This window comes from Leptolyngbya iicbica LK, assembly GCF_004212215.1.
GTDB classification, from domain to species: Bacteria; Cyanobacteriota; Cyanobacteriia; order Phormidesmidales; family Phormidesmidaceae; genus Halomicronema; species Halomicronema iicbica.
In genome coordinates, this window is the sequence record NZ_QVFV01000003.1 from 428,897 (window position 1) to 451,727 (window position 22,831).

The following is a 22,831-nucleotide window of genomic DNA, read 5'->3' on the forward strand; positions in this document are numbered from 1 at the left end:
TTCTTTGTCCTACTGGAAGTTGACGATGCGCGCAAAGCCTTCCGCCTGCAGGCTCGCACCGCCGACGAGTACGCCGTCGATTTCCGACTGGGCCATGATTTCGTCAATGTTGCCCGGCTTCACTGACCCACCGTACTGGATGGGCACATCCTGATTGGTCAGTTGCGCGCGGATGGCCCCGATCACCTTATTCGCGTCGGTGGCTTCGCAGGTATCACCCGTGCCGATCGCCCAAATCGGTTCGTAAGCAATCACCAAGTTGCTCTGATCCACATCGACCAAGTCTTTGCTGATTTGTGCGGCAATGATGCTGTCAGTTTCGCCCGCATCGCGCTGTTCCTTGGTTTCACCCACACAGAGAATCGGCGTCAACCCGTGGCGCTGAGCAGCGAGTAAGCGCTGGTTCACGGTTTCGTCCGTTTCGCCAAAATACTGTCGGCGTTCGCTGTGACCAACGATGACGTAGCGCACGCCCAATTCGCTGAGCATATCGCCGGAGATTTCCCCCGTGAACGCGCCTTCATCCGCCCAGTGGATATTCTGCGCCCCCAATTTGATCAAGCTGCCGTGGAGATTTTTGGAGAGGGTACCCAGCGCGGTGAAGGGGACACAGAGTACCGCTTCGCGATCGTCGGGGGTCTCTGTCAAGTAGTTCAAAAACTCTTGGAGAAACGCCAGCGCGTCCCCCTGAGTTTTGTGCATTTTCCAGTTTCCAGCAATGACAATCTTACGCACAGGTCGTCTAACTCACGTTCTTTACAGCATTTCGCATCACTGCATCCTACTAGGAAAAGGTGGCCTGAATCAAATACCGATTCGAGTGGTTGCGAGTGGGATTCAGACGATCAGCAGTTGGTTTAGAGGCACCTTTCAGCGATGAGCAACGCGCCGGGGGCTAACGAGGTGGGGTAGGTAAGACCAACTGTTGAGCATCGCCAGACTCTGGGACATATCCGTTGTCTGGCGGGCCACCAAAGTAGCGATCGCTGAGTTGCTTCACCACGATGTACAAAATCGGTACCACAAACAAACTGAGGAAAGTCGCCACAAACATGCCCCCAAACACCGCCGTCCCCAGCGACTGACGGCTCCCGGCTCCGGCCCCAGTGGCAATCACCAGGGGAAAGATACTGCTCAGGGTCGATATCGCCGTCATCAGAATGGGGCGCATCCGTTGCTCAGCCGCTTCAAAGGCTGACTTGACGATGGGGAGCCCTTCACCGCGCAGTTGATTGGCAAATTCCACAATCAGAATGGAGTTTTTGCTGGCAAGGCCAATCAGCATCACCAGGCCAATTTGGCAGTACACGTCATTGGGCAGACCACGCAGGGTTTGGGCCAGCAGCGCCCCCAGCACCGCCAACGGTACCGCAAAGAGAATCACCACTGGGTCGATAAAGCTCTCGTACTGGGCCGCGAGAACGAGGAAGACAAACACCAATCCCAGGCCAAAAATGATCGGCGCTTGGTTACCTGATTCAATTTCTTCCAACGAGGTGCCCGACCATTCGTAGCCCATACTCGGGGGCAACACTTGAGCCGATAGCTCCTCCATCGTGTTGAGGGCCACGCCTGAACTCACCCCCGGTGCAGGACTGCCCGTAATTTCGATCGCTCGATACAGGTTGTAGTGGTTGATGGTTTGCGCCCCTGTTGCGGAGGTCAAAGTCACCAGGTTACCCAGGGGAATCATGTCGCCCCCCGCAGAACGCACGTACAACTTGTCGATGTCGTCGGGGTTAGAACGATATTGCTGGTCAGCCTGCACGTAGACCCGATAAGTGCGCTGCCCCTGGGTAAAGTCATTGACATAGCGGGAACCGACATAAGCCTGCAACGTGCTGAACACGTCATCCACATCAACGCCGAGGGCTTTGGCGCGATCGCGATTCACATCCACAAGAATTTGAGGGGTCGCAGCAGAGTAGGTACTGAACACGTTCTGCAAGTTCGGGTCTTGATTGGCCGCGCCCAACAGCTCGCCCATTTTTTGCACCAGGGCGTCAATGCTCAAATTCCCGCGTCGATCTTGCAGCTGATACTGAAACCCGCCAAACTGCCCCAATCCCTGAATTGCGGGAGGATTCACCGGAAAGACCCGCGCTTCTGTAATTTGGGAGAATTTGCCAAACAGTTGCCCGATCAACGCTTGGGCGGATTCGCCAGGGCCGCGTTCTGACCAGGGTTCCAAAGTCGTAAACACGACCCCAGAATTAGACGTGCTGCCCGAAAAGCTGAAACCCCCAACGGCAAAGGTCGCTCGCACTCCGGGCAACGCCAAAATGTCTTCTTCGACCTGGCTCATCACCTCGCTGGTGTAACTGAGTGAAACCCCCTCCGGCCCCTGAATCAAGGTAATAAAGTAGCCCTGATCTTCATCCGGCAAAAAGGCGGAAGGCGCGGAGCGATAAAGCCAGCCAGTGATTACCAGTAGGGCAACGAAGGCGGCCAGTACCAACGGTTTCACCGAGTTCAACAATTCCAAGGTGCCGCGATAGGCGCGCCGCAATCCGTCCAAAAAGCGGTTGAAGCGGTTGAAAAAGGCGCCGAGCCAGCCGCCCATCGGCGGTTTTTGGCGCAGCAGCAGGCCTGCCAACGTCGGTGTCAACGTCAGGGCGTTAAAGGTGGAGAGGGCGATCGCAAAGGCGATCGTCAACGCAAATTGGCGATACAGCGCCCCCGTCGTGCCCGGAAAAAAGGCCACGGGAATGAACACCGCCATCAGCACCAAGGAGGTCGCAATGACCGCTCCGGTGAGTTCCCGCATCGCCTCGATCGCGGCTCTGGTCGGCGGCATGCCCAAGTCCTGAATCTTGCGAGCAATATCCTCAACCACCACGATCGCGTCGTCTACCACCATGCCCGTCGCCAGGGTCAGCCCAAACAGCGTCAAGCTGTTGATGGAGAACCCAAAGATTTTCACAATGGCAAAGGTACCGATCAGCGCCACCGGAATCGTCACGGCGGGAATGATCGTGGTGCGCCAGTCTTGCAAAAAGACAAAAATCACCAGGACAACTAGCAGTACCGCCTGCACCAACGTCCACACGACTTCGGTCAAAGACTGCTGCACGTAGTCCGTCGTATCAAAGCCAATGCCGTACTCCATGCCTGGGGGAAACTGTTCGGCCAAACGGGCCATTTCATCTTTGACCCCTTGCGCCACCTCTAGAGCGTTACTGCCAGGCAGTTGGTAAATCCCCAAGCCGATGGCCTCTTGGCCCCGAAACCGCAAAAAGCTACCGTAGCTTTCGGCCCCCAGTTCGACCCGTCCCACATCACTGAACTTGACCAGTTCAGCATTGTCGCCCGTTTTGATGACGAGATTTTCAAATTCGTCAATGTCTTGAAAACGGCTCAGCGCCCTCAGGTCAATTTGAAACTGTTGGGAATCGGCGGATGGCGGCTGGCCCAGTTGTCCCGCCCCGACGGAAATGTTTTGCTCTCGCAGGGCATCGATCACATCTTGCGGGGTGAGATTGCGACTCGCCAGCTGCTGCGGATTGAGCCACAGGCGGACGGCATACGTCCGTTCGCCAAAGATCACCACGTTGCCCACCCCGTCGACCCGCCGCAACGCATCCACGATGTAGAGATCGGCGTAGTTGCTGAGAAAAATGTCGTCGTAGGTATCGTCTGGGGTGTAGACGCTCATCGCCAGCAGAATATTGCTGCTTTCTTTGCTGACCGTGACGCCTGTTTGTAAGACCGGCTCGGGCAGCTGCGGCTCGGCGAGGGAGACCCGGTTTTGCACATCCACTGCGGCGATGTCTTTGTTACGACTCGAATCAAAGGTCGCCGTGATGGCGCTAGTGCCATCGTTGCTGCTGCTGGAGGTCATGTAACGCAACCCTTCGACCCCGTTAATTTCCCGCTCAATCAAGTTGGTAACGGTCTTTTCCACCGTTTCAGCATCCGCACCGATGTAGTTGGCGCGAACACTAATCTGGGTGGGCGCAATATCGGGAAACTGGGCGATGGGCAGGGTCGGAATACTGATCGCGCCCACCAGCAGCAAGATCATCGCGCAAACCGTAGCAAATACTGGGCGTTTGATGAAGAAATTGACGAACATTGAGGGTTCCTTGACGGCGGGATGCGATCGCGCAAGTTAAGAGACAAATTCACGTTGACCGACTAGGAAGGAGGGCCAGAACTGGCGTCTTCCGGAGGGCTATCCGCATCGGACTGGGGCAAGATTGGGGTGCCGTCTTGTAGATTCAAAATGCCGGAAACGACGATGGTTTCCCCCAGTTCGAGGCCACTGAGCACTTCAAAATCATTACCTTGAATATTGCCTAACTGCACTGGACGCAATCGGGCCACTTGCTCTGGAGCAGGCATCCCCGGCGGCACCGCATTCGGTGGGGGCAACTCTTCTTCAGTGCCTTCATCTGCGACGTAAACAAAGGTCTGGCCGCCCAGCCGAGTAATCGCCGCCGTGGGCACTAACACCCCGGGCTGTTCTGACCAGATCAATCGCGCTTCGACTTTTTGGGCGTCTTGCAACTGCCCCTGCGGATTGTCAAATTGCGCTTTGACCAACACAGTTTGGGTGTCGGAGTCAGTTTGGGGCGAAATGAAGCTGATGCCGCCCGTAGCGATCGCAGTTTCACCATCCACCGGCAGCAATTCCACTGGCAGACCCAATTGCAAGCGATCGCGCTGCTCAATGGGGATCTGCAAATCAAGTTCCAGGGTCGCGTTTTCCGTGATGTTGGTGATCACGGTGTTGGTGCTGACAAAATCACCGAGTTTAACGTTCAAATTGCCGACGGTACCAGCGATCGGAGCCGTCACCGTCCGATCTTGCAAACTCTGCTGGGCCGCGGCTTGATTAGCTTGAGCTTGGGCGACACTGGCTTCCGCCTGATTCAAATTGGCCTGGGCGGCAGCAATTTCATCTCGGGCCGAAGCCAGGGTCGCCTGGGCTACCTCTAAATCTCGGCGAGCCAAATCAAGCTCTTGTTGCGACTGGGCGCCCTGAGCAACGAGTTGTTGTGTTCGGTTAAATTCAGCTTCTTGCAGGGCGAGTTCAGCCTCTAGTTCGGCCCTGCGTGCTAACAAGGCTTGCAGAGAAGACGCCGCTGACTGCCGGGCCGATTCGGCGGCGGCGACATTTGCCGTTGCCGCGTTAGCCTCAGCCTGAGTGCGATCCGGGCTGATTAAGACGATGGGTTGCCCCGGGCTCACGCGATCGCCCGCGCTGACATACACCTGCGTTACTCGACCCGAAACCTCGGGCTGCAACACCACCCCAGTTTGCGCCTCCAGGCTGCCCAAAAACTCCGAAGCATCTTGCACATTCCCCGTTTGCACGGGCTCTAGCTGCACGGTCACCCCCGGCGGCATACCCATCCCGCCGGGGCCGCGCGAGCCCATCAAGCGCCAGACCAGAAACCCGCCAGCCAGCAATAAAATACCGATGCCCCCAGCGATGAGCCACCGCCCCATACCAGGACGACGATCGCTGGCCGCACTTGTTGACAGTGGCTTGGTAGAAGATAGATTGGGCGCAGCCATTACCGAGACCCCAAAATTAAACTGAACCGTTTAGGCAATTTGACCATAGTAATGCAACTCAACAACTTTGTCGGTATCTTCCGAACGCAAAACTGAGGCGATTGCTGTGGATATAAATGCCTTCATCAAAGTGGGTGATCGCTAGTGCGATCGGGAACTGTCGAAAGGCAGATTTTTGGGCGGTGAATTGAAACCCGTTGTCAATCGGCATCTGACTGCGGATGGTCAATCCCAGCGTTGCGGTTCAGGATAATGAAGGTCCATCTTGGCGGAATCAATGCGCCGCTAGCCAGGAACCGTAGAAACGGCTGTTCCCACTCGTTGAATGCTCATGATCTGAAGCGATCGCTCCAAACTGCCACACCTTCACTACAGCCGCGCCTTGACAAAGGCTTCCAGGCGATTCATGCCTTCTTCAATCGTGGCCATGTCGGTGGCGTAGGAAATCCGCACTGTGCCGTCTTTGCCAAATGCTATCCCCGGAATCATGGCCACATGATGTTCCTTAAGCAGGGTTTCGCAAAATTCAATTGACGGCAGGTTCAGGCTGGCAATATCGACATATAAATAGAACGCTCCATTTGGTTTAGTCGCTTTAAGCCCCGCAATGCGATTCACCCGGTCAAAAATAAATGCGCGTCGTTCGGCAAATGCCAGGCGCATATTTTCGACACAATCTTGGGGGGAGGTCAGGGCCGCGATCGCCCCATACTGCGCAAACGTACAAACGTTGGACGTGCTTTGACCTTGCAAAATGCTCACAGCTTTGATCAGAGACTGTGGCCCCGCCAAATAGCCCACACGCCACCCCGTCATGGAATAAGCCTTGGCAAATCCGTTGCTAATGATTGTCCGCTCAAATACTGCTGGACTGACCGCCCCAATGCTCAGGTGTTGGGTGTCGTCATACAAAATCTTTTCGTAGATTTCGTCAGACACCACATAAATGTCCGTCTCCAAAACCACTGTCGCCAACGCCCGAATTTCGGCTGGCGTGTAAACCGTGCCCGTTGGATTGGAAGGTGAATTAAGGACAAATAATTTGGTTTTATCCGTAATCGCTGCTCGCAATTGGGCAGGCGTAATCTTGTAGTCACTTTCTGGCGTGGTCGGCACAATAACTGGCGTGCCCCCCGCCAGCTTCACCATCTCCGGATAGCTCACCCAATAAGGCGCGGGAATGATCACCTCGTCCCCCGGCTCGATCGCCACCATCATCAGTCCATAAAGCGAATGCTTGCCGCCGTTGGTAACAATAACGTTCTCCGCCTGGTAGTCGAGATGATTATCGGTTCGCAGTTTTTGGGCGATCGCTTCTCGCAGGGCCGGCTCCCCAGCGGCTGGACCGTACCGGGTTTTGCCTTCGTCCAGAGCACGTTTAGCCGCCGCTTTAATATGAGTCGGAGTATCAAAATCCGGCTCCCCCGCACTAAAGCTGCAAACATCAATCCCCGCAGCTTTCATGGCCTTGGCCTCTGCGGAAATTGCCAGGGTCATCGACGGGGTGACTTGCTGAATTCTGTTGGCCAATTCCATGTCTGAATCCGTGTTCGGCTCGGTACTTAACAACGACGATTAGCTCTTAAGCGTAACCTGAATCACGGCTGGGTGCTGTCCCCACCAGCATTTCTTTGCCTGGGATAAAAAACTCAATATTGGCGGGCGATCGCGGCGCCAAAACTCCGTGCGAGTGCAGCCACTAACGCTGCCCTGGTCGCCGCCAGACAAAAATTCGGCTCATTATTTTGTCATTGTTAAGACTAATGAAGTCAGCGCGTTCACCGGTTATGGAAATTCAGCGATCGCGGGGAAAAGTTGACGAAATCTGACAGTGCGTTATCGACTTTGGCAAATTGCGTCGGTAACCCCAGCATCGCAGTAAGATTAAAGGCGATCTGATCATCAACCCGCATTCCCGAATGGCACCACGCAAACTTTCTGACGCCGATAAACGACAAATCACTAGCATTTATTGCCAACCGGGAGAAACGACCTCGACCTTAGCAAACAAGTTTGGCATCAGCAGCAGCACTGTCAGCCGGGTGTTGAAGCAAGTCCTCCCCGACGAGGAATATACCAAACTCATGAAATGGAAGCGGAGCGGTGAGCGAGGCAGTTTTCCACTCGCGAGTAGCCCCGTAGTGGAACAACTGGAAGCTGAAACCAACACCTCGGAGACAGCCGAAGACACATCTTCAGAAGCGCCCGATTCCGCAGCACCGGCTGGTACCGATACGAATGCGGAAGAGGCCGACTCAGACTCACCAGAAGTTGCCGCCGACTCAGATACCGCGACTACCGCCACCAAAGAGCGCCCCATGCGGCGACGCCGACGGTCAACAGCAGCGACGACTGACACCGAAGAGCCACAGCCAGAAACTGCCGCCACCTCCGATGCCTTAGCCGATGACTCAACTAAGGATGATTCAGCTGAAAATGCTGCAAAAACCACCACGCCCAAACCCGTCCCAGCTCCCCGTCGAGTGATCGCCCCCCCTGTAAAAGCTGACGAAGATGAAGAGCAAGAAGTCGCCGCCTGGGTCTCTGAGGGGCTGGCCGACTCGGAAGACTATGACGAAGAAGCGGATGAAGACTGGGATGACGAAACTTGGGATGATGATGACGAGACCGACGAGGCCGAATCCTACAGCGTGCCTCGCGAAGCTGAGTTAACGATTCACTCGTTCGATAGCTTCTCGCTTACCAAGCCGTGCTATCTAGTCGTCGATCGCATGGCAGAGCTCATCACCTGTCCACTCAAGGACTTCTCTGAGCTGGGGGTGATTCCCCCTGGAGAAGAGCAAGCCCGGACATTGCCAGTATTTGATAACCATCGGGTCGCCCGACGCTTTGCCCGACGCAACCAACGCATCATTAAAGTGCCGGATGGACTGATGCTGAATAAAACTCAGGGATACCTAGAAGCGAAAGGGATCACCCGAATTTTGTTCGAGGGAGAAGTCTACGCTTTGAGCCCCAATTAAACCCGCACTGGGCAACAAGGCCCAAAATTCTGGGGTGCATGACACGATGTCATGCACCCCCAAAGGTTCACAGCAGGTATATTGTGCAAGACCTGTCCAGCTGCTTCATCTGCGTAGTCATCATCCCACGCAAAAATAATCACGCTGCAACAGGAAACTGCTGAGCAATCAGCAATCTATCCTGAAAGTTCTTGGCTAAAGTGGCGATCGCCGAGCCCAGCGAAGCTACCGATCAGACCAATCGTCTGCCTCTTCATCAGTGTCAAAGAGGGCTCCCATTAAGGAAGCATCCATCTCCATACGCTGTTCCATTTGCCGCAGAAAATATCCAGTCATCATGGCCGACGCCAGTAGACCCGCCAGATTTTCTCGGTCAGTAGAGACTTGGACATTAAAGCCATCACCGGGCAATACCCCAATGAGACCTTGCACATTTTGCGAAATGATCTGCTTAATTTCGGGAGTGACCGCCTGGGCCACCCGACTCAATACCTCCGGCGACTGATGCTTGAGGTATTGCAGAAGCTGATTACCAGCTTCGTCATCGACATGCAGGCCTACAAAATCAACGCGCTCAGGGTTAAATGTCATGGAAATCCTGCTGTTCCTATCTCCTAAACCTTAGACCGCCTGACTAAATTATTCCAGTCGGTAATCTACACAAACGCTGCAAAAGCCTTGACCAGCAAGGGATCACTGGCTTGACGGCCAACTTACAGCATCCGCCCGGTTTTGTGTTGTTCCACCTTAACAAATGATGGGCTGTTCGCTAGGGTGCTGCTCCGGTCTCTAGCAACTTGAGATTAGGCCTCTGGTCCGGTCGCAGAAGATAGCGACTCAGCAGTTGCTTCCGACTCGGCTGGTGATGGGGGCGCGCCATCAGGACTGTCATCAGCATCCCCATCAGCAGTGGACTTTTGAGCCTTGGCGACTGGTTGAGTAAAGGCGGGCAGGTCGTCAATTTCGAAGTGCTGGTGAAATTTATTAGTCACCTGTAGCCAAAACGAGCGGCCATCGGCTTGGCGACGTTTCCTCACGAAGCCCAGATTGACCAGTTCGTTAACGTGTTGATACGCGCCCGACCCCCGAATATCGATCAGGTCAGTCTGGGCGATGGGGCCTCGCAAGGCGATCGCGGCCAAGGTGCGCAGGGCCCCCACTCCCAAATCGAGGGGAATCAGCGTATCGACCAGATGGCGAAAGCCCGATTTCAATTGCAGGCAATAGCCATCTTTAGTCTCAATGATTTCCAGAGCACTCTCGCGGTGGGCGTACTCATTCATGAGGTCCATCAGCCCTTCTTCGGCCATCTCGCGATCGCACCCAGCATATTCCGCCAGGTTAGCGATATTGAGCGGCCGTCCCTTGAGATACAAAATTGCTTCGATGACGCTGGCCAGTTTAGGCATGGCGACGTTTAATCCAGATTGCGACCAGTGAGCTCTACAAAGATATCTTCTAAATTCGATGGGCGCGTCATCATGCCAGTTTTGTCGGGCTGCTGCTCAAAATAGTCATTGGCTTCGGCCAGGGTGCCAAAAAACTGATAATCCCAGCGATCGCCCGTTTGCCGCATGAGAATGCCCTCACCATGCCGCTCGCGCAACTCAGCCAGCGTCCCCAAGGCAATGAGCTGCCCCTGATCCAAAATGCCAATGCGGTTGCACAAAAACTCCACCTCTTCCATATAGTGGGTGGTCAGCAGCATCGTCATGCCTTGCTGATTCAGTGAACGAATAATTTCCCAGAGGCGGCGACGAGTCTGCGGATCGAGCCCCACCGTGGGCTCATCCAAAAACAAAATTTTGGGGTTATGTAAGAGCGCTCGGGCAATTTGCAGCCGTCGCTTCATGCCGCCAGATAGCGTCTTGACCTTGCTATCGCGGCGATCGCCCAGCTCCACAAACCCGAGCCATTCATCAATCCGCTTTTGCCGTTGCGGGTTGGGAATGTGGTGCATCCGCCCATGTAGCTCCATGTTTTCCCAAACCGTGAGATCACCATCCACACTGGTTTGTTGCAACACCACGCCAATCTGGCGTCGCACATCCATTGGGTCACGCCGCACGTCAAACCCTGCCACCACCAAATTGCCATCCGAAGGCTGAGTCAACGTCGTCAACATGCGAATCGTGGTGGACTTACCGGCTCCATTGGGGCCGAGCAACCCAAAACTTTCACCCGGCTGAATCGTCAGAGACAAGTCATTTACAACGTGCAAGCTGTTGTAAACCTTGTGCAAATTTTGAACGCAAACGGCAGCTGTCATAGAGTAATCACTGGGCCGGAAAAGGATTGAAGTTAGTAATAGCCCACTGATTAAACGTATCAAACCCTTGGCAGATTTAGCGGATAATGACGCACTGCTGGCCAAATCTGCACATGAGTACAGATCTGAAGAAATATGCGCTGTCATCTCGAGTCGTCCGTGTTGCTCATCCACAAGGATGACGTCCCCCCTTACAAAAAGCAGGGTTCAGTAGTACGCAACAGCTACTTTTGGGCGCTGGAGTCGATCGCTGATACCGCCCGATTTGACCAACCGTGGGAATTTGAACAGTCCGTGTGGATTGCTCTATGCCGCCTGCTGACCTCGTTTGCCATGTCGGGTTACTTAGGCGATCGCGAAACCCTGCTCGAATTTCCGCCTGATGCTCAAATTCCAGATGAATTACGCGCCATGAGCACCTGGGCATCTGACCCTGATGATGAGCAAGAAACCGCTGAGCCAAATTATTAAGCTCAGCGTCAGCCCTCCAGCCCCAGGAAGTGATTGCCGCTAGCGCCGCCGATCGTCACCCAGGCCAACAGCCAGCCAGAGATGGCTGGTTTCTCACGTGGCAGAAAGTGGGAAGAGAAACAATATTGGCTATTGGTCCGTCCTGCTGGCGTCATGCCTCCATCTCGTAGCCATTGACGCCACTAGCCTCTGTATTTTCCTCAGGAGAAAATTCCTAGCCCGAGGGAAATGCAAAGCGTATGTAAAATTCATGCTCTGATTATCAAGAAACAAAGAAGAAACCATACAAACCTGCCAATAATGGTTCGTGAGAACAAGGGTCGTTAAAATTATTTGAGGATCTACGTATTTCTCCCAGTTTGCGTTCTCTTGACTGCCAGAGTTTGTGCCTACGCTCTGTGTTGAGCGCCCTCTTACCATCATTGTGTATGTCAGAAAATCGCCATCCAGAGCTTGAAGGTCACCAGTCTGAGCCCCTGTACACCTTTGAGCTGACCAACCATCGCAAGGCATTTCGCAACCGATTGCTGTGGACTCTTGTGGGCGTCGGCATCGGCATTGGCGGTATGTGGTTGGCATTGACGACAAACTTGTCAGGCTTGAAGCTGCAACCTGAGACCAGAGGAGCCTTATCTATCGAAGACCCTTTTGCCCAGGGGTCGCGTCAGGCGATGAGTGCAGCAGAGCTCACCCAAAGTGCCCAATACCGAGAAGAGTGGAGCCAAGTCGCCATTTTGTGGCAGCAAGCGCTGACCAAGATGGAATCGGTGCCCATGTCGCATCCCAGCTATGAGATTGCTCAGCAAAAGCAGGTGGAGTACGCGCGCAACTTACAGTACGCCCAAAGCAATATCGATTCCCGGGCACCCATCAATCCCAAAGCGCAGTCTTATTGGACGATTGGCTCTGATCGGGAATTGGTGATTGCCTTACAGGGGATGCCCGCGCGAATGACGCAGTACGGCAATTCTTGTAAAGAGGTGCTGTATTACGGCGATAGTATTGTCGAGCTGAAGAATGGCTATGTCGTTGATTTCAGTGATGCGGATGGCAATCTTAAAGTATTGGGTGATGGGCAAGTCGCGTTGTCATTTCAGTCTTCGCCAGAACATTGGGCCATTGGTTCTTCCCAAGCGGAGGTGTTTCAGATTCAAGGAACCCCCACTCGCACCAGCACCTTTCAGAATGCGGTGACGTTGCACTATGGCAGCAGCATCGTGCAGTTGGAGGGCGATCGCGTGATTGGCTACACCAACGCCAACGGCAACCTCAAAGTGTCGATGATGCCGACGCCGGTTAACAGTTCAACAGCCGCCACATTTTGGCGCATTGGGGCCAATCGGGTTGATGTCTTACAGGCAGAGCAGCAAACGCCAACCGCCGTCAGTCGGCTGGACACCAACTGCAAGGAAGTCTTTAGTTTTGGCAATAGCACCGTGACGTTTCGCCAAGGGTTTGTCAGTGAATACATCAACCAAGGCAACGCCCTTAACTTGAGATAAGGGGGTCGGCAGGAACAACACAGCCTGATTGAGGACAGCCGACTGACGCCAGGTCAATTAACACTGATACTTTGCTTGGGCAGGCAGCCGATCAGCCGCCGCCAGGTTCGGCCAACCCGCGATTTCTCAAACTACAAAATCTAGGGACGAATGACATTCGCCCTAGATAACCTGAAAAGACTAACAATCAGACAGCTGAGAGCTTGGCCTGCATCATGTTCTGGAGAGAAAGGCTACTCAATCAGGCAATAGAGGAAAAACGGGAGGGAGCGGAGCACCCGTCCCACATCTTCCCGAACTGACTAGAAGGGCAGTTTCTTCTTGCTGGCTTTTTCGCGATCGTAGTCGAGTTCGCGGAGCTTCTTCATAATGCGGCTGAAGTATTCGCCCAGGTACTCTTCGACGGTGGTAATTTCACCGGAGTCAATGTGAAAAGTTTCGTAAACCTCGTCCATCGGCGCAATAATCGCCTCCGACCCGACGACCACTTCGGTAAAGGCGAGGCGATCAGCGACATTCCAACCCCATTGAAAATAAGTCAGAATTTTTTTGACCGTACGCAATAGCCCCAGTGGCATGCGAGAGACGCGCGCATCTTGCCCAGTCAAGCGCTCGCACAGTCGAATAATTTCGTTCGAGTCCCAGGCGCGACTGCCCGCCAAAGGAAAGCTGCGCTTCACCGTGTCGGGATTATCCAGCGCGGCGATCGCAAATCGGGCAATATCCTGGGTGTTCATGTAGGCAATGGGGGCCGCTCCGTTCATCACCCAAATGCCCTGCTTCTCCAGAATGGGAATGGCGTATTGGCCGATCAACCCCTGTAAAAAGCCGCAGGGCTTCAGAATGGTGTAATCGAGGCCCGACTCTGCCAAGAATTTCTCCGTGCAGTGCTTGATATTCATCAACGGCACGTCAGGGTACTTCTCAGCCCCCAGGATGGAAATGAAGACGTAGCGATTCACCCCCGCTGCTTTGGCCGCCTTGATCAAATTGACTTTGCCATCCCAATCCACTTGGTCGATCGCATCCGTAGGCCGTGCTGTAGCCGCGTCAATGACGGCCTCCACCCCTTCTAAGGCTGGAGGTAGCGTCTGAGGCGCACAAAGATTGCCGCGCAGCAGCTGAGCCCCCCACTCTCGCAAAAAAGCGCCGCGCTGAAAGCTGCGAACCAAGCACTGCACCTCATGCCCTTCATCCAGCGCTCGGCGCACAATCTGTCTGCCCAGCGTGCCAGTGGCACCGACGACCAAAAGTTTCATGAGAAATTAGAAACAAAAGTTTACGTTCTTCTAACCATAGCAGATGAACCCCAGGTGTCTGACGAATCGTCCCTGGGGTTTTGGGCAAATCTACTCTTCACCGCCCTGCAGCTTCAGCATGACAAAGCCTAAGCCCAGACCCACCAAGGTCAAAACAAAGAGTAGAATACCCGTACTAAAAATTTCGCCGCCCATGATGAATTTATCTCCTATGCTTAATTGCGTTTGATCATTGAAAACGCGGTGTTCGCACCGTTTATTCTACAGTTTCGAGGTCTCACGTTTAGTCTTTGTGTCGCTGGTGCCGCTGGTGGAATATGGCTCATCCTTTGGATTCCCATCTCGATCAGGTGAATGCTCGGTTCAAGGCCGCTCGGCTCGGGCTCAAAGTCGAGCGGCGCGGCGATATGCTGGCGTTGCGCGGCACGTTGCCGCCTCGACCAGGCAGCGATCGCAGCCGCCCTTATCAACAGCGCATTCCCCTCAAGCTGCCCGCGAATAAAGCCGCGTTGAAACAGGCCGAACAGGAAGCCAAGGTCATTGCAGCCAGGCTGATTGAAGGCACCTTTGACTGGCGACATTATTTGGTACAGTCTGGCCCAATGCTCGGGTCTGATGACTTGGCGGACAAAATCGCGGCCTTTGAGCAGCATTATCTAGCTGAGGCCCAAGCCGACCCCGACAAGCATCCCGCCTCAGTGCAGGCGACGTGGAGCAAAGCCTATGCTCCTTACCTGCGAAAGTTGCAGTCGCTCAGCGATCGCCGGGCAAATCTGAGCTTGCCGGAGGCGATCGTCGCAACGGTGCAAGAAACGCGGGCCAATTCTCGCAGTCGGCAGGTCTGTTGCACCGCGCTGGAAGCATTTGCCCAATTCCTCGCGCTAGAGTTGCCCGTTGAGCTGAAAACACTGTGGGGCAAATACGGCAGTAGTCGCACCCAACGGCGCGATTTGCCTACTGATGACCAAATTGTGGAATGGTTTCATCGCATTCCGAATCCGGCGTGGCAGTTTGTTTACGGCGTGATGGCCGTGTACGGTCTGCGTAATCACGAGGTGTTTTTCAGTGATTATCAGGCGTTGCAGTCGGGGGATGCCGAAGCGGCGATCGAAGTGCTTGATACCACTAAAACCGGGGCGCATGACGTTTGGCCGTTTCCCCCCGCGTGGATTGCCGAATTTGACCTCCGGACAGTCTGCCTGCCGAACTTGGAGACTGACTTGCGGCACACGACCTTACAACGCATTGGCCAGCAAGTGACCCTTCAATTCCAGCGTTACAGCATTCCCTTTTCCCCTTATGACTTGCGCCATGCTTGGGCAGTCCGCACCATTTTGCTAGGGGTGCCCGACACAGTCGCGGCGCGCATGATGGGGCATTCCGTCGCGATTCACAATCGCACCTACCATCGGTGGATTACCCGTCGCGATCAACAGCAGGCGGTGCGGACTGCCCTCAATATTTAACCCCTCGCGGCTCCCTGTGAGGTTTCCTCGGTTAGGGAGTTGCTTGCAAGTCGCATCCCCTACCGTTGGGGTTGGGCAGTGCCCAACCCGTATCGATCTTCGGCGGGTCTGGGGAGTTTTTTCAGCGCATCGCCCTGAGCACGATCGCCTGTGAAGAAATGTGTCATGGTTTAGAGAAGTTGATTTCACTGCACGCTTGATGACACGTTCTTGGCTTCGTCTGATTGCCGGTATTTTGAGTTTGACGCTAGCGTTTGCCTCGCCTGGTTGGGCTGCTAATGGAGCGATCGCTTCGGCGAACAGCGCCAGTGCCGTCAACGGGGCCGAGACCGCCACTGCGATTTTTGCGGGCGGCTGCTTTTGGTGTATGGAAAAGCCCTTTGACGAGTTACCTGGCGTCATCAGCACGACTTCGGGCTACACCGGAGGCACGGTAGCCAACCCCAGTTATATGCAAGTTTCGGGCGGCGGAACCGGACATGTCGAAGCGGTGAAAGTGGCGTATGACCCGGCTCAGATCAGTTATGACCAATTGTTAGAGGTCTTCTGGCACAACGTCGATCCGGTAGATAGTCGCGGTCAGTTTTGTGACAAAGGCAGCCAGTATCGCTCGGTCATTTTTTATGCGGATGAGCAGCAAGCGGCCGCGGCTGAAACTTCGAAGCAGGCCCTCGCAGCCACCCAATTCGACCAGGCGATCGCCACTGAAATCCTCGCCGCATCAACTTTTTACCCAGCCGAAGATTACCACCAGAATTATTATCAAACCCATCCGGTGCGCTACAAGGTCTACCGCTATGCCTGCGGCCGCGACCAACGTTTAGAAGCCATCTGGGGCGAAGCAGCGGGCGAGTCTACCGAGTCAGCTGCCAGCTAATCACGCCCCGTTCAGACCCAAGAATAAAAAAGGGGATATCGCGGGCACTGAGGGACCCGGTCCCTGCCGGGATACCCGCAACCTTGAGGTCTGAACCGAGGGACCGGGTCCCTGATGGACTGCTGGAGTTGGCGAAATCCTGAGATCGTATGAGAAATTCACGGATTGATGTGTCTACATTTCCACCGTTTTTGCCGCCCTGGTATCTTGCTAACGGGATGGTCATGACGGCTTACATCGCTAAAATTGCGCCCCAGATTTGGGAGTGGCAAACCTCGGTGGCCGAGCCCCATTACGAGAGCCACATCTTTACGGGGGCAAAAGACGTGCCGATTTATGGCATCTGGGCTCGGCCACCGCAGCCTAAGGGAACTATTATTGCCACCTACGGCATTACCGGCGATTTAGACAATCAGTGGTTTCTGAGAATTTTGGGACGCAAGGCGATCGCGGCGGGCTATGCCGTTGTGTTGTTTGACTGGCGGGCACACGGCAAAACGGCCACGCTGTCGCCAGCGGTGACCTCCGACGGTCTGTATGAAGGCGAGGACTTTGTGCGCATTGCGGCCCAAGCCAAAGCGTTAGGCTGCCCTGCCCCCTTTTGGTTTATGGGGTATTCGTTGGGGGGACAGCTGGCCTTGTGGGGCGTCAAGGCAGCACAAACCGCCGATCGCGCTCTCATTTCGCCGGACGAAATTCAAGGCGGGGCGGTGATTTGTCCGAGTCTCGATTCGGTGCGATCGCTGCGCTATCTGACCTCACACCCCATCGGTAAATTCATGGAACAGAGCATCGCCAGCAATTTGCAAAAGCTGGCGTGGCAACTAAATCAGGCCCATCCAGAGCAGTTTGACCCAGCAGCGATTGAACGGGCCAATAGCATTTGGACCTTCGATGAAGAGTTGGTCATTGGACCACTAGGCTTTGACTCGGTGACAGACTATTACACGGCCAGCAGCGCGTTGTCGCTATTGCCGCATCTGGCCAAACCGACGCTCATTCTCTACGCGGCGGATGATCCGCTGTTTGCACCCGCTCTGATTCCGGACCTGCAAGTGGCCTGCGCCCACAATCCCCAAATTGATCTGTGTCTAACGTCCCAAGGGGGGCATGTCGGGTACGTCAGTAGTCGCCGGGGGCAAGCGATCGCCCACGACCCTGACCCTTGGTGGGCTTGGAACCGCGTTTTAGAATGGTGTGGCCAATTCCACTGACGCCTGACGCTGATTATCTGAAGTGCGCCCATGACTCATAACTATTCCCCTCCGGTTGCCCAACTGCTGAGCTACGAAGCCGTTAAACCCGTCAGGCTCCCCGACTGGCCCGACTATGTAAGCGAGTTTGGGTTTACGGCTGAGCATGTGCCCGCTTTGCTGGAGTTGATGAAGGATACGGCCTTAGCCGCATATGATCCCGACAATCCGCCGCCATTGCCCGACTACATTGACCTGGAAACCGCCTGGTGCGCCCCCATTCACGCCTGGCGATCGCTGTACCAACTGCGATCGCTCGACATCTTTGGAGCGCACACCATCGACCTGTTGCAATCGGAGTTGGATGAATGGGTCGGCGAAGAGTTCATCGACATGATTGAGGCCTGGGGTCCCCCGGTTATTGAGCCCGTCACCCAACTGATTGAAGCTAACCTCGCGACTGAAAACCGCATTTTGCCGCTGATCGAAGGGCTGTATAAGGTGCCCGAAAAGTTTTCCGAGAGTCGCGACCAAGTCGTCTCAATTCTGATGCAACTGCTGGAAACCTATGCGACCAATCAGGTTGATAACAACTCCTTTCTCGCGATCGGTTTATTAAGACTCAAAGCGACAGAAGCGGCTGAATTGCTGGAACAGGCCTATGCGGCGGGACAAATTGATGAATTCATTACGGCCACTTGGCCTGGTGCCCAAGTGGAGCTCGGTCTGAAATCAGAGTCTGACTTTACGGAAGAAGAACTCACGCCGGCACTTCCTCCAGAAATGCAGCGAATGCGAGACATGATCGACGTCCTCCAGCGGATGGACAAGCCGAATGCCTTTGAGACGGGCCTGCCGGTCGATCCGAGTGCCTTTCCCGACAGCCGTCCCCCCGGCTTTGATGACCTGCTAGCGGGCAAAAAGAGCGCCACCCCTGAGGCCAAGCCAGGCTTTGGGACTCCCGCTGCTAGCAAGAAGAAGAAAAAGGGCAAAAAGAAAAAGCGTTGATCATGACTGGCTCAGAGTCTGATGACGGACTGCCACAGGAAGTTGAAAGCCTGACCGAATCAAGCTTTTGGCCGCTTTTGCTGCCCCCACGCGACCATAGATGGCTCGCCGTGAAGCGCCCAGATGACCATTCCCATCAAATGCAATCTCCCTGCCCCGGTCGCGTTGGCAGGCGGGCACGGGAGAGCCCGCCCTTGGCATTACCGTCTCGATGCCTGCAACATGCGGATAAACTTGCACCGTTTTGACAATTAATCGGTAGACTTATCCATATTTTTGAGCGCAATTGTGATTGATCAGTTAACCTGAGGCCAATCTTGGCGTCACTTAGGTCAAGCGAGTAACAGGAGGCAACGGCAGCGGTGCGCAGGCAACTGGTAGATGAACTCAGAGTGTTGGGGCTGCGGTCGGATGCGAGTTTTGCCGAGGTCAAAGCGTCATATCGGCGACTGGCGCGGCGTTATCATCCGGATATGAATCCGGGCGATCGCGAGGCTGAGGATAAGTTTATCCGCATCACCAAGGCGTATCAGGCGCTGGCCGACGCGATGCCCACCGTGACCACGGCAACGGTCGCGGCGACGGTCACCACGTCACAGACCACCGCGTCACCATCGCGGCCCAAAGTCACGATTCACAAGACTGCCGCGTCGAAGGTGACGGTGCAGGTAAATCCCAATCTCACCCCCGAAGATCAGGCATTGAAACAAAAGGGCTTTGACCAACTGCAACTCTTGTTTCAAGCGCAAAAGTTTCCCCGAGCGATCGCGCTGGTGGATGGACTCGCCCAACGACTCACGGACGACCCGGAAGTGACCCAATGGCAAGCGATCTCCTATCAGCGCTGGGGGCGCTATCTAGTTCGTCACGGTCATCATGACAAGGCCCGCCGCGCGTTGAAAAAAGCGTTGCGCCTGGACCCCCACAATAAAGTGCTGTGGCAAGAGGTGAACCGCGATTTTCAGCGCATGGAACATGCCTCGCAGCAGCGAACTACCGCTGCTAAATAAGCTGCTCTAGACGGTCGTGGGCGGGTGAGTCGTTATCCTGCCATGCCCTGGTGAGATGGGCGATCGCGCTAAGCCGCGTCAGTTTCATCAGTTTGTGCAGCATCCAACTCGGCAGAGTCGAACAGCGGCAGGTACTGCGCATAGCCTTCGGCAGCCAGATCCGCCACGGGGACAAAGCGAAGCGCCGCTGAATTCATGCAGTAGCGGAGTCCGGTCGGCTTTGGCCCATCGTTAAAGACATGCCCGAGGTGAGAGTCGGCCTGACGACTGCGCACTTCCGTCCGCGTCATAAAGAACGAGCGGTCTTCCCGTTCGACGACGTTGCTGGGTTCCAGCGGTTGCGAAAACGAGGGCCACCCGGTACCCGACGCAAACTTATCGAGGGACGAAAACAGCGGTTCCCCAGAGACGATATCCACGTAAATGCCGGGCTTTTTGTTGTTCCAGTACGTATTGCGGAAGGGGCGCTCGGTGGCGTCTTCTTGAGTGACGGAATATTGCAAGTCGGTGAGCTGCGATCGCAACACGGCATCGGTGGGTTTTTGAAAATCCGCAGGCGCATTCAGAGCCGCAATGGGGCCAGCGATCGCCGCCGTGATGGAATGATTGGGCAGGGGGGTCAACAGTGTGACCACGCCGAGCACAACGCTAACGCAAACCAACCAATACAGTCGTTTCATCAAACCTCTTCACTCCGTACCCAACGCTTCCGTTACTTAGCGTAACGATTTTCAGGGCGAGATTCCGCGCCAATGAGCAAATTGCGATCGCACAATTCCATGCGCGATCGTCAATTCTGGTTTCTTGCTTAAGGCTGACCGCAAACTAGCCGTTGATACCTCATGGAACCAGCCATTCTCGCTAGCGTGGCATGGTGCAGCATTGCCGATGAATGAGGACGTCATGAACTACAACCGAGCCCCCATCCAACTCGACTCGACCGACCCCCAAGCGGTCACTGATTTGGTGATGTCGCTCATGCAGAGTGACGCCCAAGCTTACACCGTGCTGAATGAAGACCAGGAGGACATTACCCACGAGATCCGCAAACTCGTATCTTTTCAGGCCCGGATGCGGAGAGGGCGATAGTTTTGGGGTTAGGGTGAGAGCGATCGCGCGTTTCGATTCCTGATTGTACTGTTGTAAGAGTTAATGAGGTGAAACAGTCAGGTAACCTCTGAAGGGTCTCAGAAAAGTGTTCAGTATCAGTTGCGCTCTAAGCTTGAAAAGATGTAGAAACTTTCTTGTGATCGACCAAAATCAGGAATTAGGATGCGGCGAGTTTCTTGCAGTCGGACGTATTTAAATCGATCGGCAGAACGATCCCTGTAATCTGCCGCAATACGAACATGTGCATAAAATCTCCATTTAAAGGATTTCATAAATCTCAACCTTAGTGGGTACGTAGCTGAAAGATCATCTACCATGTAAAGTCAAGGGAATGGAAGTCCCAAGTGAATCATCTATCTAACTATCACAAGATTAACTATTTTGGGCGGTAATTTAGTTGCCAGCCAGGGGCTTTTCAGATCAAATGGTTGACTTACAATTCGAGAAAACTCAAACCCACTATTGTGAAATTTGTGACGGTTGGCTAGACTTCTGTTTTGACAGACATTTAATAGTGTTTGAGGGCATAAACATATACTTATCAGATATTCCTCTCCTGCGTTGTGACAACTGCTCTACATACTATTTTCCAGAAAAAACAAAAGCAGTCATACTAACAGTCAGTGAGCAAGCAAAAGAGCAAGCAAAACCAGTAGTACGTCTATCTCCTAGGCAAGATTTCAAAAGACACTTTAATTATGGAAAAGTAGAGTTTCTCTATGATCATAGAGACTATGAAAATATACCAGGATTGCAAAGACCTTGGGATGATGGCTTCCTAACCCCAGTTTTCTTCAACCTTGCGGTGTTGAATAAATATTCTCAACATCCTGACTATCGCCTAGATTTATTTTCCAAAACTTATGGAAGTATCGAAAATAAAGATGACTTCAATATTTCTTTCGGCATCAATAGAAATCGAAAAGTAATCATGTGGCTAGGTGATATTGACAAGCTGCCTCTAAATGAACAGCATTATCTAAGATCTGAAAATGTGTATTCTGACCATGACTTATGCTCGGAATTTTATGAATCTCAGATAGAAGTTCAGTTCTCTAACCCATCTCCTGAAAATGCTTTGTTTCATGTTAGGTCAGAGGTCGTAAAAGCTTGTTTGAGAGAGCGGAAAGGATATCTTCACACATTAGAAGGAGAAATAAGTAAAGTTATTGAGAACCTTGACCGACCAGTATTTTGGCAAGAAAAGCATGTTGGTCCGGTCATAGAAGCACTTAATCGAGTTATGATTGAAAGCTTAGATGCTCGATTTCTCAAGAGTGAACTAAAAGATTTACTGAGTAAAAACGAGCTTAAGAGCCTTCGATCCCTAAAGCTCCTTGAAAAGTGGCTAGAAAATATTCTTCAAACACCTAGGTTTTCAGAGGTTGCACTCCCATTTTATGTACTCTACGATTTTCGTATTTTGAGTTCTCACCTGACCTCAGAATCCAAAAGACAGCAAACCATCAAAAACATCAATAAAAGACTCAATTTACCAGAAGAAAACAAGGATTATGAATTGATTTACGATGAGCTAATCTCCAGGCTTCGAGAGTCATATGAAATCATGCTTGTCCAGCTTCAGGGTTAGTTGTACTTAGGACGTAAGACGTTGACCCTGCATAATAATTCCGCTGTATAAGTCAGTGGTTAATGAAGTCGCTCCCAAAGTTGCCTGCGTCCAGCAGAAACATTGTGCCAAGAGTGTGTGCCTGATTTATGTAGAAGCACATGTCGCGATAGCTCATCATCTCTCAGGGCTGCTTGAGTACATCTAAGTCTAGAACAGGCGAATATTCTGTGCCAACAGGCCGACAGCTTGTGGATCAATTCAGAGCCGAAATGCCTCTAGAGGTCAAGAAAAATTGGTTGCTGCGGTCTATCTGACCTGAGTCAAAGTAGCCGCGATCGCTCGTTTTTAAGACACTTTCCCAGCCCGAGTTCCCAATTGCCAACCAACTCCCAGAACGGCGCGGATTCTCTCTGACCGACTAGAATCATGGGTGTCGCCGCTTGCCGTCAGATGTTAACGAGTGAGCCGTGACGAGATGAACATCAACCCCATGGTTGAGCTAATCCTGTAGGGGTTTTGTACGAGCCTATCAGAGAATCGCAGACACCTCGTTTAGCAGAAGCTAGCGGTGATTGTATAGACTAAG

At 53.6% G+C, this 22,831-nt stretch carries 20 protein-coding genes; 10 read left to right on the forward strand and 10 right to left on the reverse strand.

All coding sequences use genetic code 11. The annotated features are described in order from the left end of the window. Positions 1-9: 9 nt before the first annotated feature. The 4 genes from tpiA to DYY88_RS15710 form a co-directional block, all read right to left on the reverse strand. Positions 10-735: a triose-phosphate isomerase gene (tpiA, locus tag DYY88_RS15695; protein ID WP_039724861.1), complete on the reverse strand. Its 726-nt coding sequence runs from the start codon at positions 733-735 to the stop codon at positions 10-12. Between the two features lie 160 nt (positions 736-895). After that, a complete protein-coding gene (locus DYY88_RS15700) occupies positions 896-4,075 on the reverse strand; it encodes an efflux RND transporter permease subunit (protein WP_039724860.1) in 3,180 nt (1,059 codons plus the stop codon). A 62-nt stretch (positions 4,076-4,137) separates the two neighbouring features. Continuing rightward, positions 4,138-5,523, reverse strand: a complete 1,386-nt coding sequence (locus DYY88_RS15705) for an efflux RND transporter periplasmic adaptor subunit (protein WP_044150209.1) — start codon at positions 5,521-5,523, stop codon at positions 4,138-4,140. Positions 5,524-5,892: 369 nt separating this feature from the next. Beyond that, entirely contained in the window at positions 5,893-7,059 is a 1,167-nt protein-coding gene (locus DYY88_RS15710; RefSeq protein WP_039724859.1) for a pyridoxal phosphate-dependent aminotransferase, read from the reverse strand. 383 nt (positions 7,060-7,442) lie between these two features. Between DYY88_RS15710 and DYY88_RS15715 the strand changes: the two genes are divergently transcribed. Further along, entirely contained in the window at positions 7,443-8,507 is a 1,065-nt protein-coding gene (locus tag DYY88_RS15715; protein ID WP_039724858.1) for a hypothetical protein, read from the forward strand. 225 nt (positions 8,508-8,732) lie between these two features. On the opposite strand, the gene DYY88_RS15720 is transcribed toward DYY88_RS15715, so the two are convergent. The 3 genes from DYY88_RS15720 to DYY88_RS15730 all read right to left on the reverse strand — a co-directional run bounded on the left by DYY88_RS15720 (position 8,733) and on the right by DYY88_RS15730 (position 10,776). Beyond that, on the reverse strand, positions 8,733-9,098 hold the full coding sequence (locus tag DYY88_RS15720) for a DUF760 domain-containing protein (RefSeq protein ID WP_039724857.1): 366 nt from the start codon (positions 9,096-9,098) through the stop codon (positions 8,733-8,735). A gap of 212 nt (positions 9,099-9,310) precedes the next feature. After that, positions 9,311-9,916, reverse strand: coding sequence for an SMC-Scp complex subunit ScpB (gene scpB, locus DYY88_RS15725; protein WP_039724856.1), 606 nt, complete (start codon positions 9,914-9,916; stop codon positions 9,311-9,313). Between the two features lie 8 nt (positions 9,917-9,924). Beyond that, a complete protein-coding gene (locus tag DYY88_RS15730; protein WP_039724855.1) occupies positions 9,925-10,776 on the reverse strand; it encodes an ABC transporter ATP-binding protein in 852 nt (283 codons plus the stop codon). A 135-nt stretch (positions 10,777-10,911) separates the two neighbouring features. On the opposite strand from DYY88_RS15730, the gene DYY88_RS15735 reads away from it, so the two are divergent. Beyond that, positions 10,912-11,247, forward strand: coding sequence for a hypothetical protein (locus DYY88_RS15735; RefSeq protein ID WP_039724854.1), 336 nt, complete (start codon positions 10,912-10,914; stop codon positions 11,245-11,247). A 428-nt stretch (positions 11,248-11,675) separates the two neighbouring features. Beyond that, positions 11,676-12,749 (forward strand): hypothetical protein, encoded by a 1,074-nt coding sequence (locus tag DYY88_RS15740; RefSeq protein ID WP_039724853.1) that lies wholly within the window; start codon positions 11,676-11,678, stop codon positions 12,747-12,749. A gap of 302 nt (positions 12,750-13,051) precedes the next feature. On the opposite strand, the gene DYY88_RS15745 is transcribed toward DYY88_RS15740, so the two are convergent. Together DYY88_RS15745 and petM are read right to left on the reverse strand one after the other, a co-directional pair. After that, positions 13,052-14,008, reverse strand: coding sequence for an NmrA family NAD(P)-binding protein (locus DYY88_RS15745; protein WP_039724852.1), 957 nt, complete (start codon positions 14,006-14,008; stop codon positions 13,052-13,054). A gap of 90 nt (positions 14,009-14,098) precedes the next feature. Continuing rightward, entirely contained in the window at positions 14,099-14,203 is a 105-nt protein-coding gene (gene petM / locus DYY88_RS15750; protein WP_039724851.1) for a cytochrome b6-f complex subunit PetM, read from the reverse strand. Positions 14,204-14,325: 122 nt separating this feature from the next. On the opposite strand from petM, the gene DYY88_RS15755 reads away from it, so the two are divergent. From DYY88_RS15755 to DYY88_RS15775, 5 genes are all read left to right on the forward strand, one after another. Further along, positions 14,326-15,474, forward strand: coding sequence for a site-specific integrase (locus tag DYY88_RS15755; protein WP_039724850.1), 1,149 nt, complete (start codon positions 14,326-14,328; stop codon positions 15,472-15,474). A gap of 199 nt (positions 15,475-15,673) precedes the next feature. Further along, positions 15,674-16,351, forward strand: coding sequence for a peptide-methionine (S)-S-oxide reductase MsrA (gene msrA / locus DYY88_RS15760; protein WP_084606916.1), 678 nt, complete (start codon positions 15,674-15,676; stop codon positions 16,349-16,351). Positions 16,352-16,500: 149 nt separating this feature from the next. After that, positions 16,501-17,565, forward strand: coding sequence for a YheT family hydrolase (locus DYY88_RS15765; RefSeq protein WP_044150211.1), 1,065 nt, complete (start codon positions 16,501-16,503; stop codon positions 17,563-17,565). 30 nt (positions 17,566-17,595) lie between these two features. Then, positions 17,596-18,552 (forward strand): hypothetical protein, encoded by a 957-nt coding sequence (locus DYY88_RS15770; protein ID WP_039724848.1) that lies wholly within the window; start codon positions 17,596-17,598, stop codon positions 18,550-18,552. Between the two features lie 362 nt (positions 18,553-18,914). Next, positions 18,915-19,562: a DnaJ domain-containing protein gene (locus tag DYY88_RS15775; protein WP_084606915.1), complete on the forward strand. Its 648-nt coding sequence runs from the start codon at positions 18,915-18,917 to the stop codon at positions 19,560-19,562. A gap of 68 nt (positions 19,563-19,630) precedes the next feature. Here the strand turns inward: DYY88_RS15775 and msrB are convergent, their stop codons facing one another. After that, positions 19,631-20,242: a peptide-methionine (R)-S-oxide reductase MsrB gene (msrB, locus tag DYY88_RS15780; RefSeq protein WP_084606914.1), complete on the reverse strand. Its 612-nt coding sequence runs from the start codon at positions 20,240-20,242 to the stop codon at positions 19,631-19,633. 223 nt (positions 20,243-20,465) lie between these two features. On the opposite strand from msrB, the gene DYY88_RS15785 reads away from it, so the two are divergent. Next, on the forward strand, positions 20,466-20,651 hold the full coding sequence (locus DYY88_RS15785) for a hypothetical protein (RefSeq protein ID WP_130199472.1): 186 nt from the start codon (positions 20,466-20,468) through the stop codon (positions 20,649-20,651). 445 nt (positions 20,652-21,096) lie between these two features. After that, a complete protein-coding gene (locus DYY88_RS15790; protein WP_044150214.1) occupies positions 21,097-22,263 on the forward strand; it encodes a hypothetical protein in 1,167 nt (388 codons plus the stop codon). The last annotated feature ends 568 nt before the right edge of the window (positions 22,264-22,831 follow it).

Excerpts from the sequence above, each read along its gene's own strand:
- DYY88_RS15700 (WP_039724860.1), bottom strand. The coding sequence starts at position 4,075 with ATGTTCGTCAATTTCTTCATCAAACGCCCAGTATTTGCTACGGTTTGC.
- DYY88_RS15705 (WP_044150209.1), bottom strand. The coding sequence starts at position 5,523 with ATGGCTGCGCCCAATCTATCTTCTACCAAGCCACTGTCAACAAGTGCG.
- DYY88_RS15710 (WP_039724859.1), bottom strand. The coding sequence starts at position 7,059 with ATGGAATTGGCCAACAGAATTCAGCAAGTCACCCCGTCGATGACCCTG.
- DYY88_RS15715 (WP_039724858.1), top strand. The coding sequence starts at position 7,443 with ATGGCACCACGCAAACTTTCTGACGCCGATAAACGACAAATCACTAGC.
- DYY88_RS15720 (WP_039724857.1), bottom strand. The coding sequence starts at position 9,098 with ATGACATTTAACCCTGAGCGCGTTGATTTTGTAGGCCTGCATGTCGAT.
- scpB (WP_039724856.1), bottom strand. The coding sequence starts at position 9,916 with ATGCCTAAACTGGCCAGCGTCATCGAAGCAATTTTGTATCTCAAGGGA.
- DYY88_RS15730 (WP_039724855.1), bottom strand. The coding sequence starts at position 10,776 with ATGACAGCTGCCGTTTGCGTTCAAAATTTGCACAAGGTTTACAACAGC.
- DYY88_RS15735 (WP_039724854.1), top strand. The coding sequence starts at position 10,912 with ATGCGCTGTCATCTCGAGTCGTCCGTGTTGCTCATCCACAAGGATGAC.
- DYY88_RS15740 (WP_039724853.1), top strand. The coding sequence starts at position 11,676 with ATGTCAGAAAATCGCCATCCAGAGCTTGAAGGTCACCAGTCTGAGCCC.
- DYY88_RS15745 (WP_039724852.1), bottom strand. The coding sequence starts at position 14,008 with ATGAAACTTTTGGTCGTCGGTGCCACTGGCACGCTGGGCAGACAGATT.
- petM (WP_039724851.1), bottom strand. The coding sequence starts at position 14,203 with ATGGGCGGCGAAATTTTTAGTACGGGTATTCTACTCTTTGTTTTGACC.
- DYY88_RS15755 (WP_039724850.1), top strand. The coding sequence starts at position 14,326 with ATGGCTCATCCTTTGGATTCCCATCTCGATCAGGTGAATGCTCGGTTC.
- msrA (WP_084606916.1), top strand. The coding sequence starts at position 15,674 with ATGACACGTTCTTGGCTTCGTCTGATTGCCGGTATTTTGAGTTTGACG.
- DYY88_RS15765 (WP_044150211.1), top strand. The coding sequence starts at position 16,501 with ATGAGAAATTCACGGATTGATGTGTCTACATTTCCACCGTTTTTGCCG.
- DYY88_RS15770 (WP_039724848.1), top strand. The coding sequence starts at position 17,596 with ATGACTCATAACTATTCCCCTCCGGTTGCCCAACTGCTGAGCTACGAA.
- msrB (WP_084606914.1), bottom strand. The coding sequence starts at position 20,242 with ATGAAACGACTGTATTGGTTGGTTTGCGTTAGCGTTGTGCTCGGCGTG.
- DYY88_RS15785 (WP_130199472.1), top strand. The coding sequence starts at position 20,466 with ATGAACTACAACCGAGCCCCCATCCAACTCGACTCGACCGACCCCCAA.
- DYY88_RS15790 (WP_044150214.1), top strand. The coding sequence starts at position 21,097 with ATGGTTGACTTACAATTCGAGAAAACTCAAACCCACTATTGTGAAATT.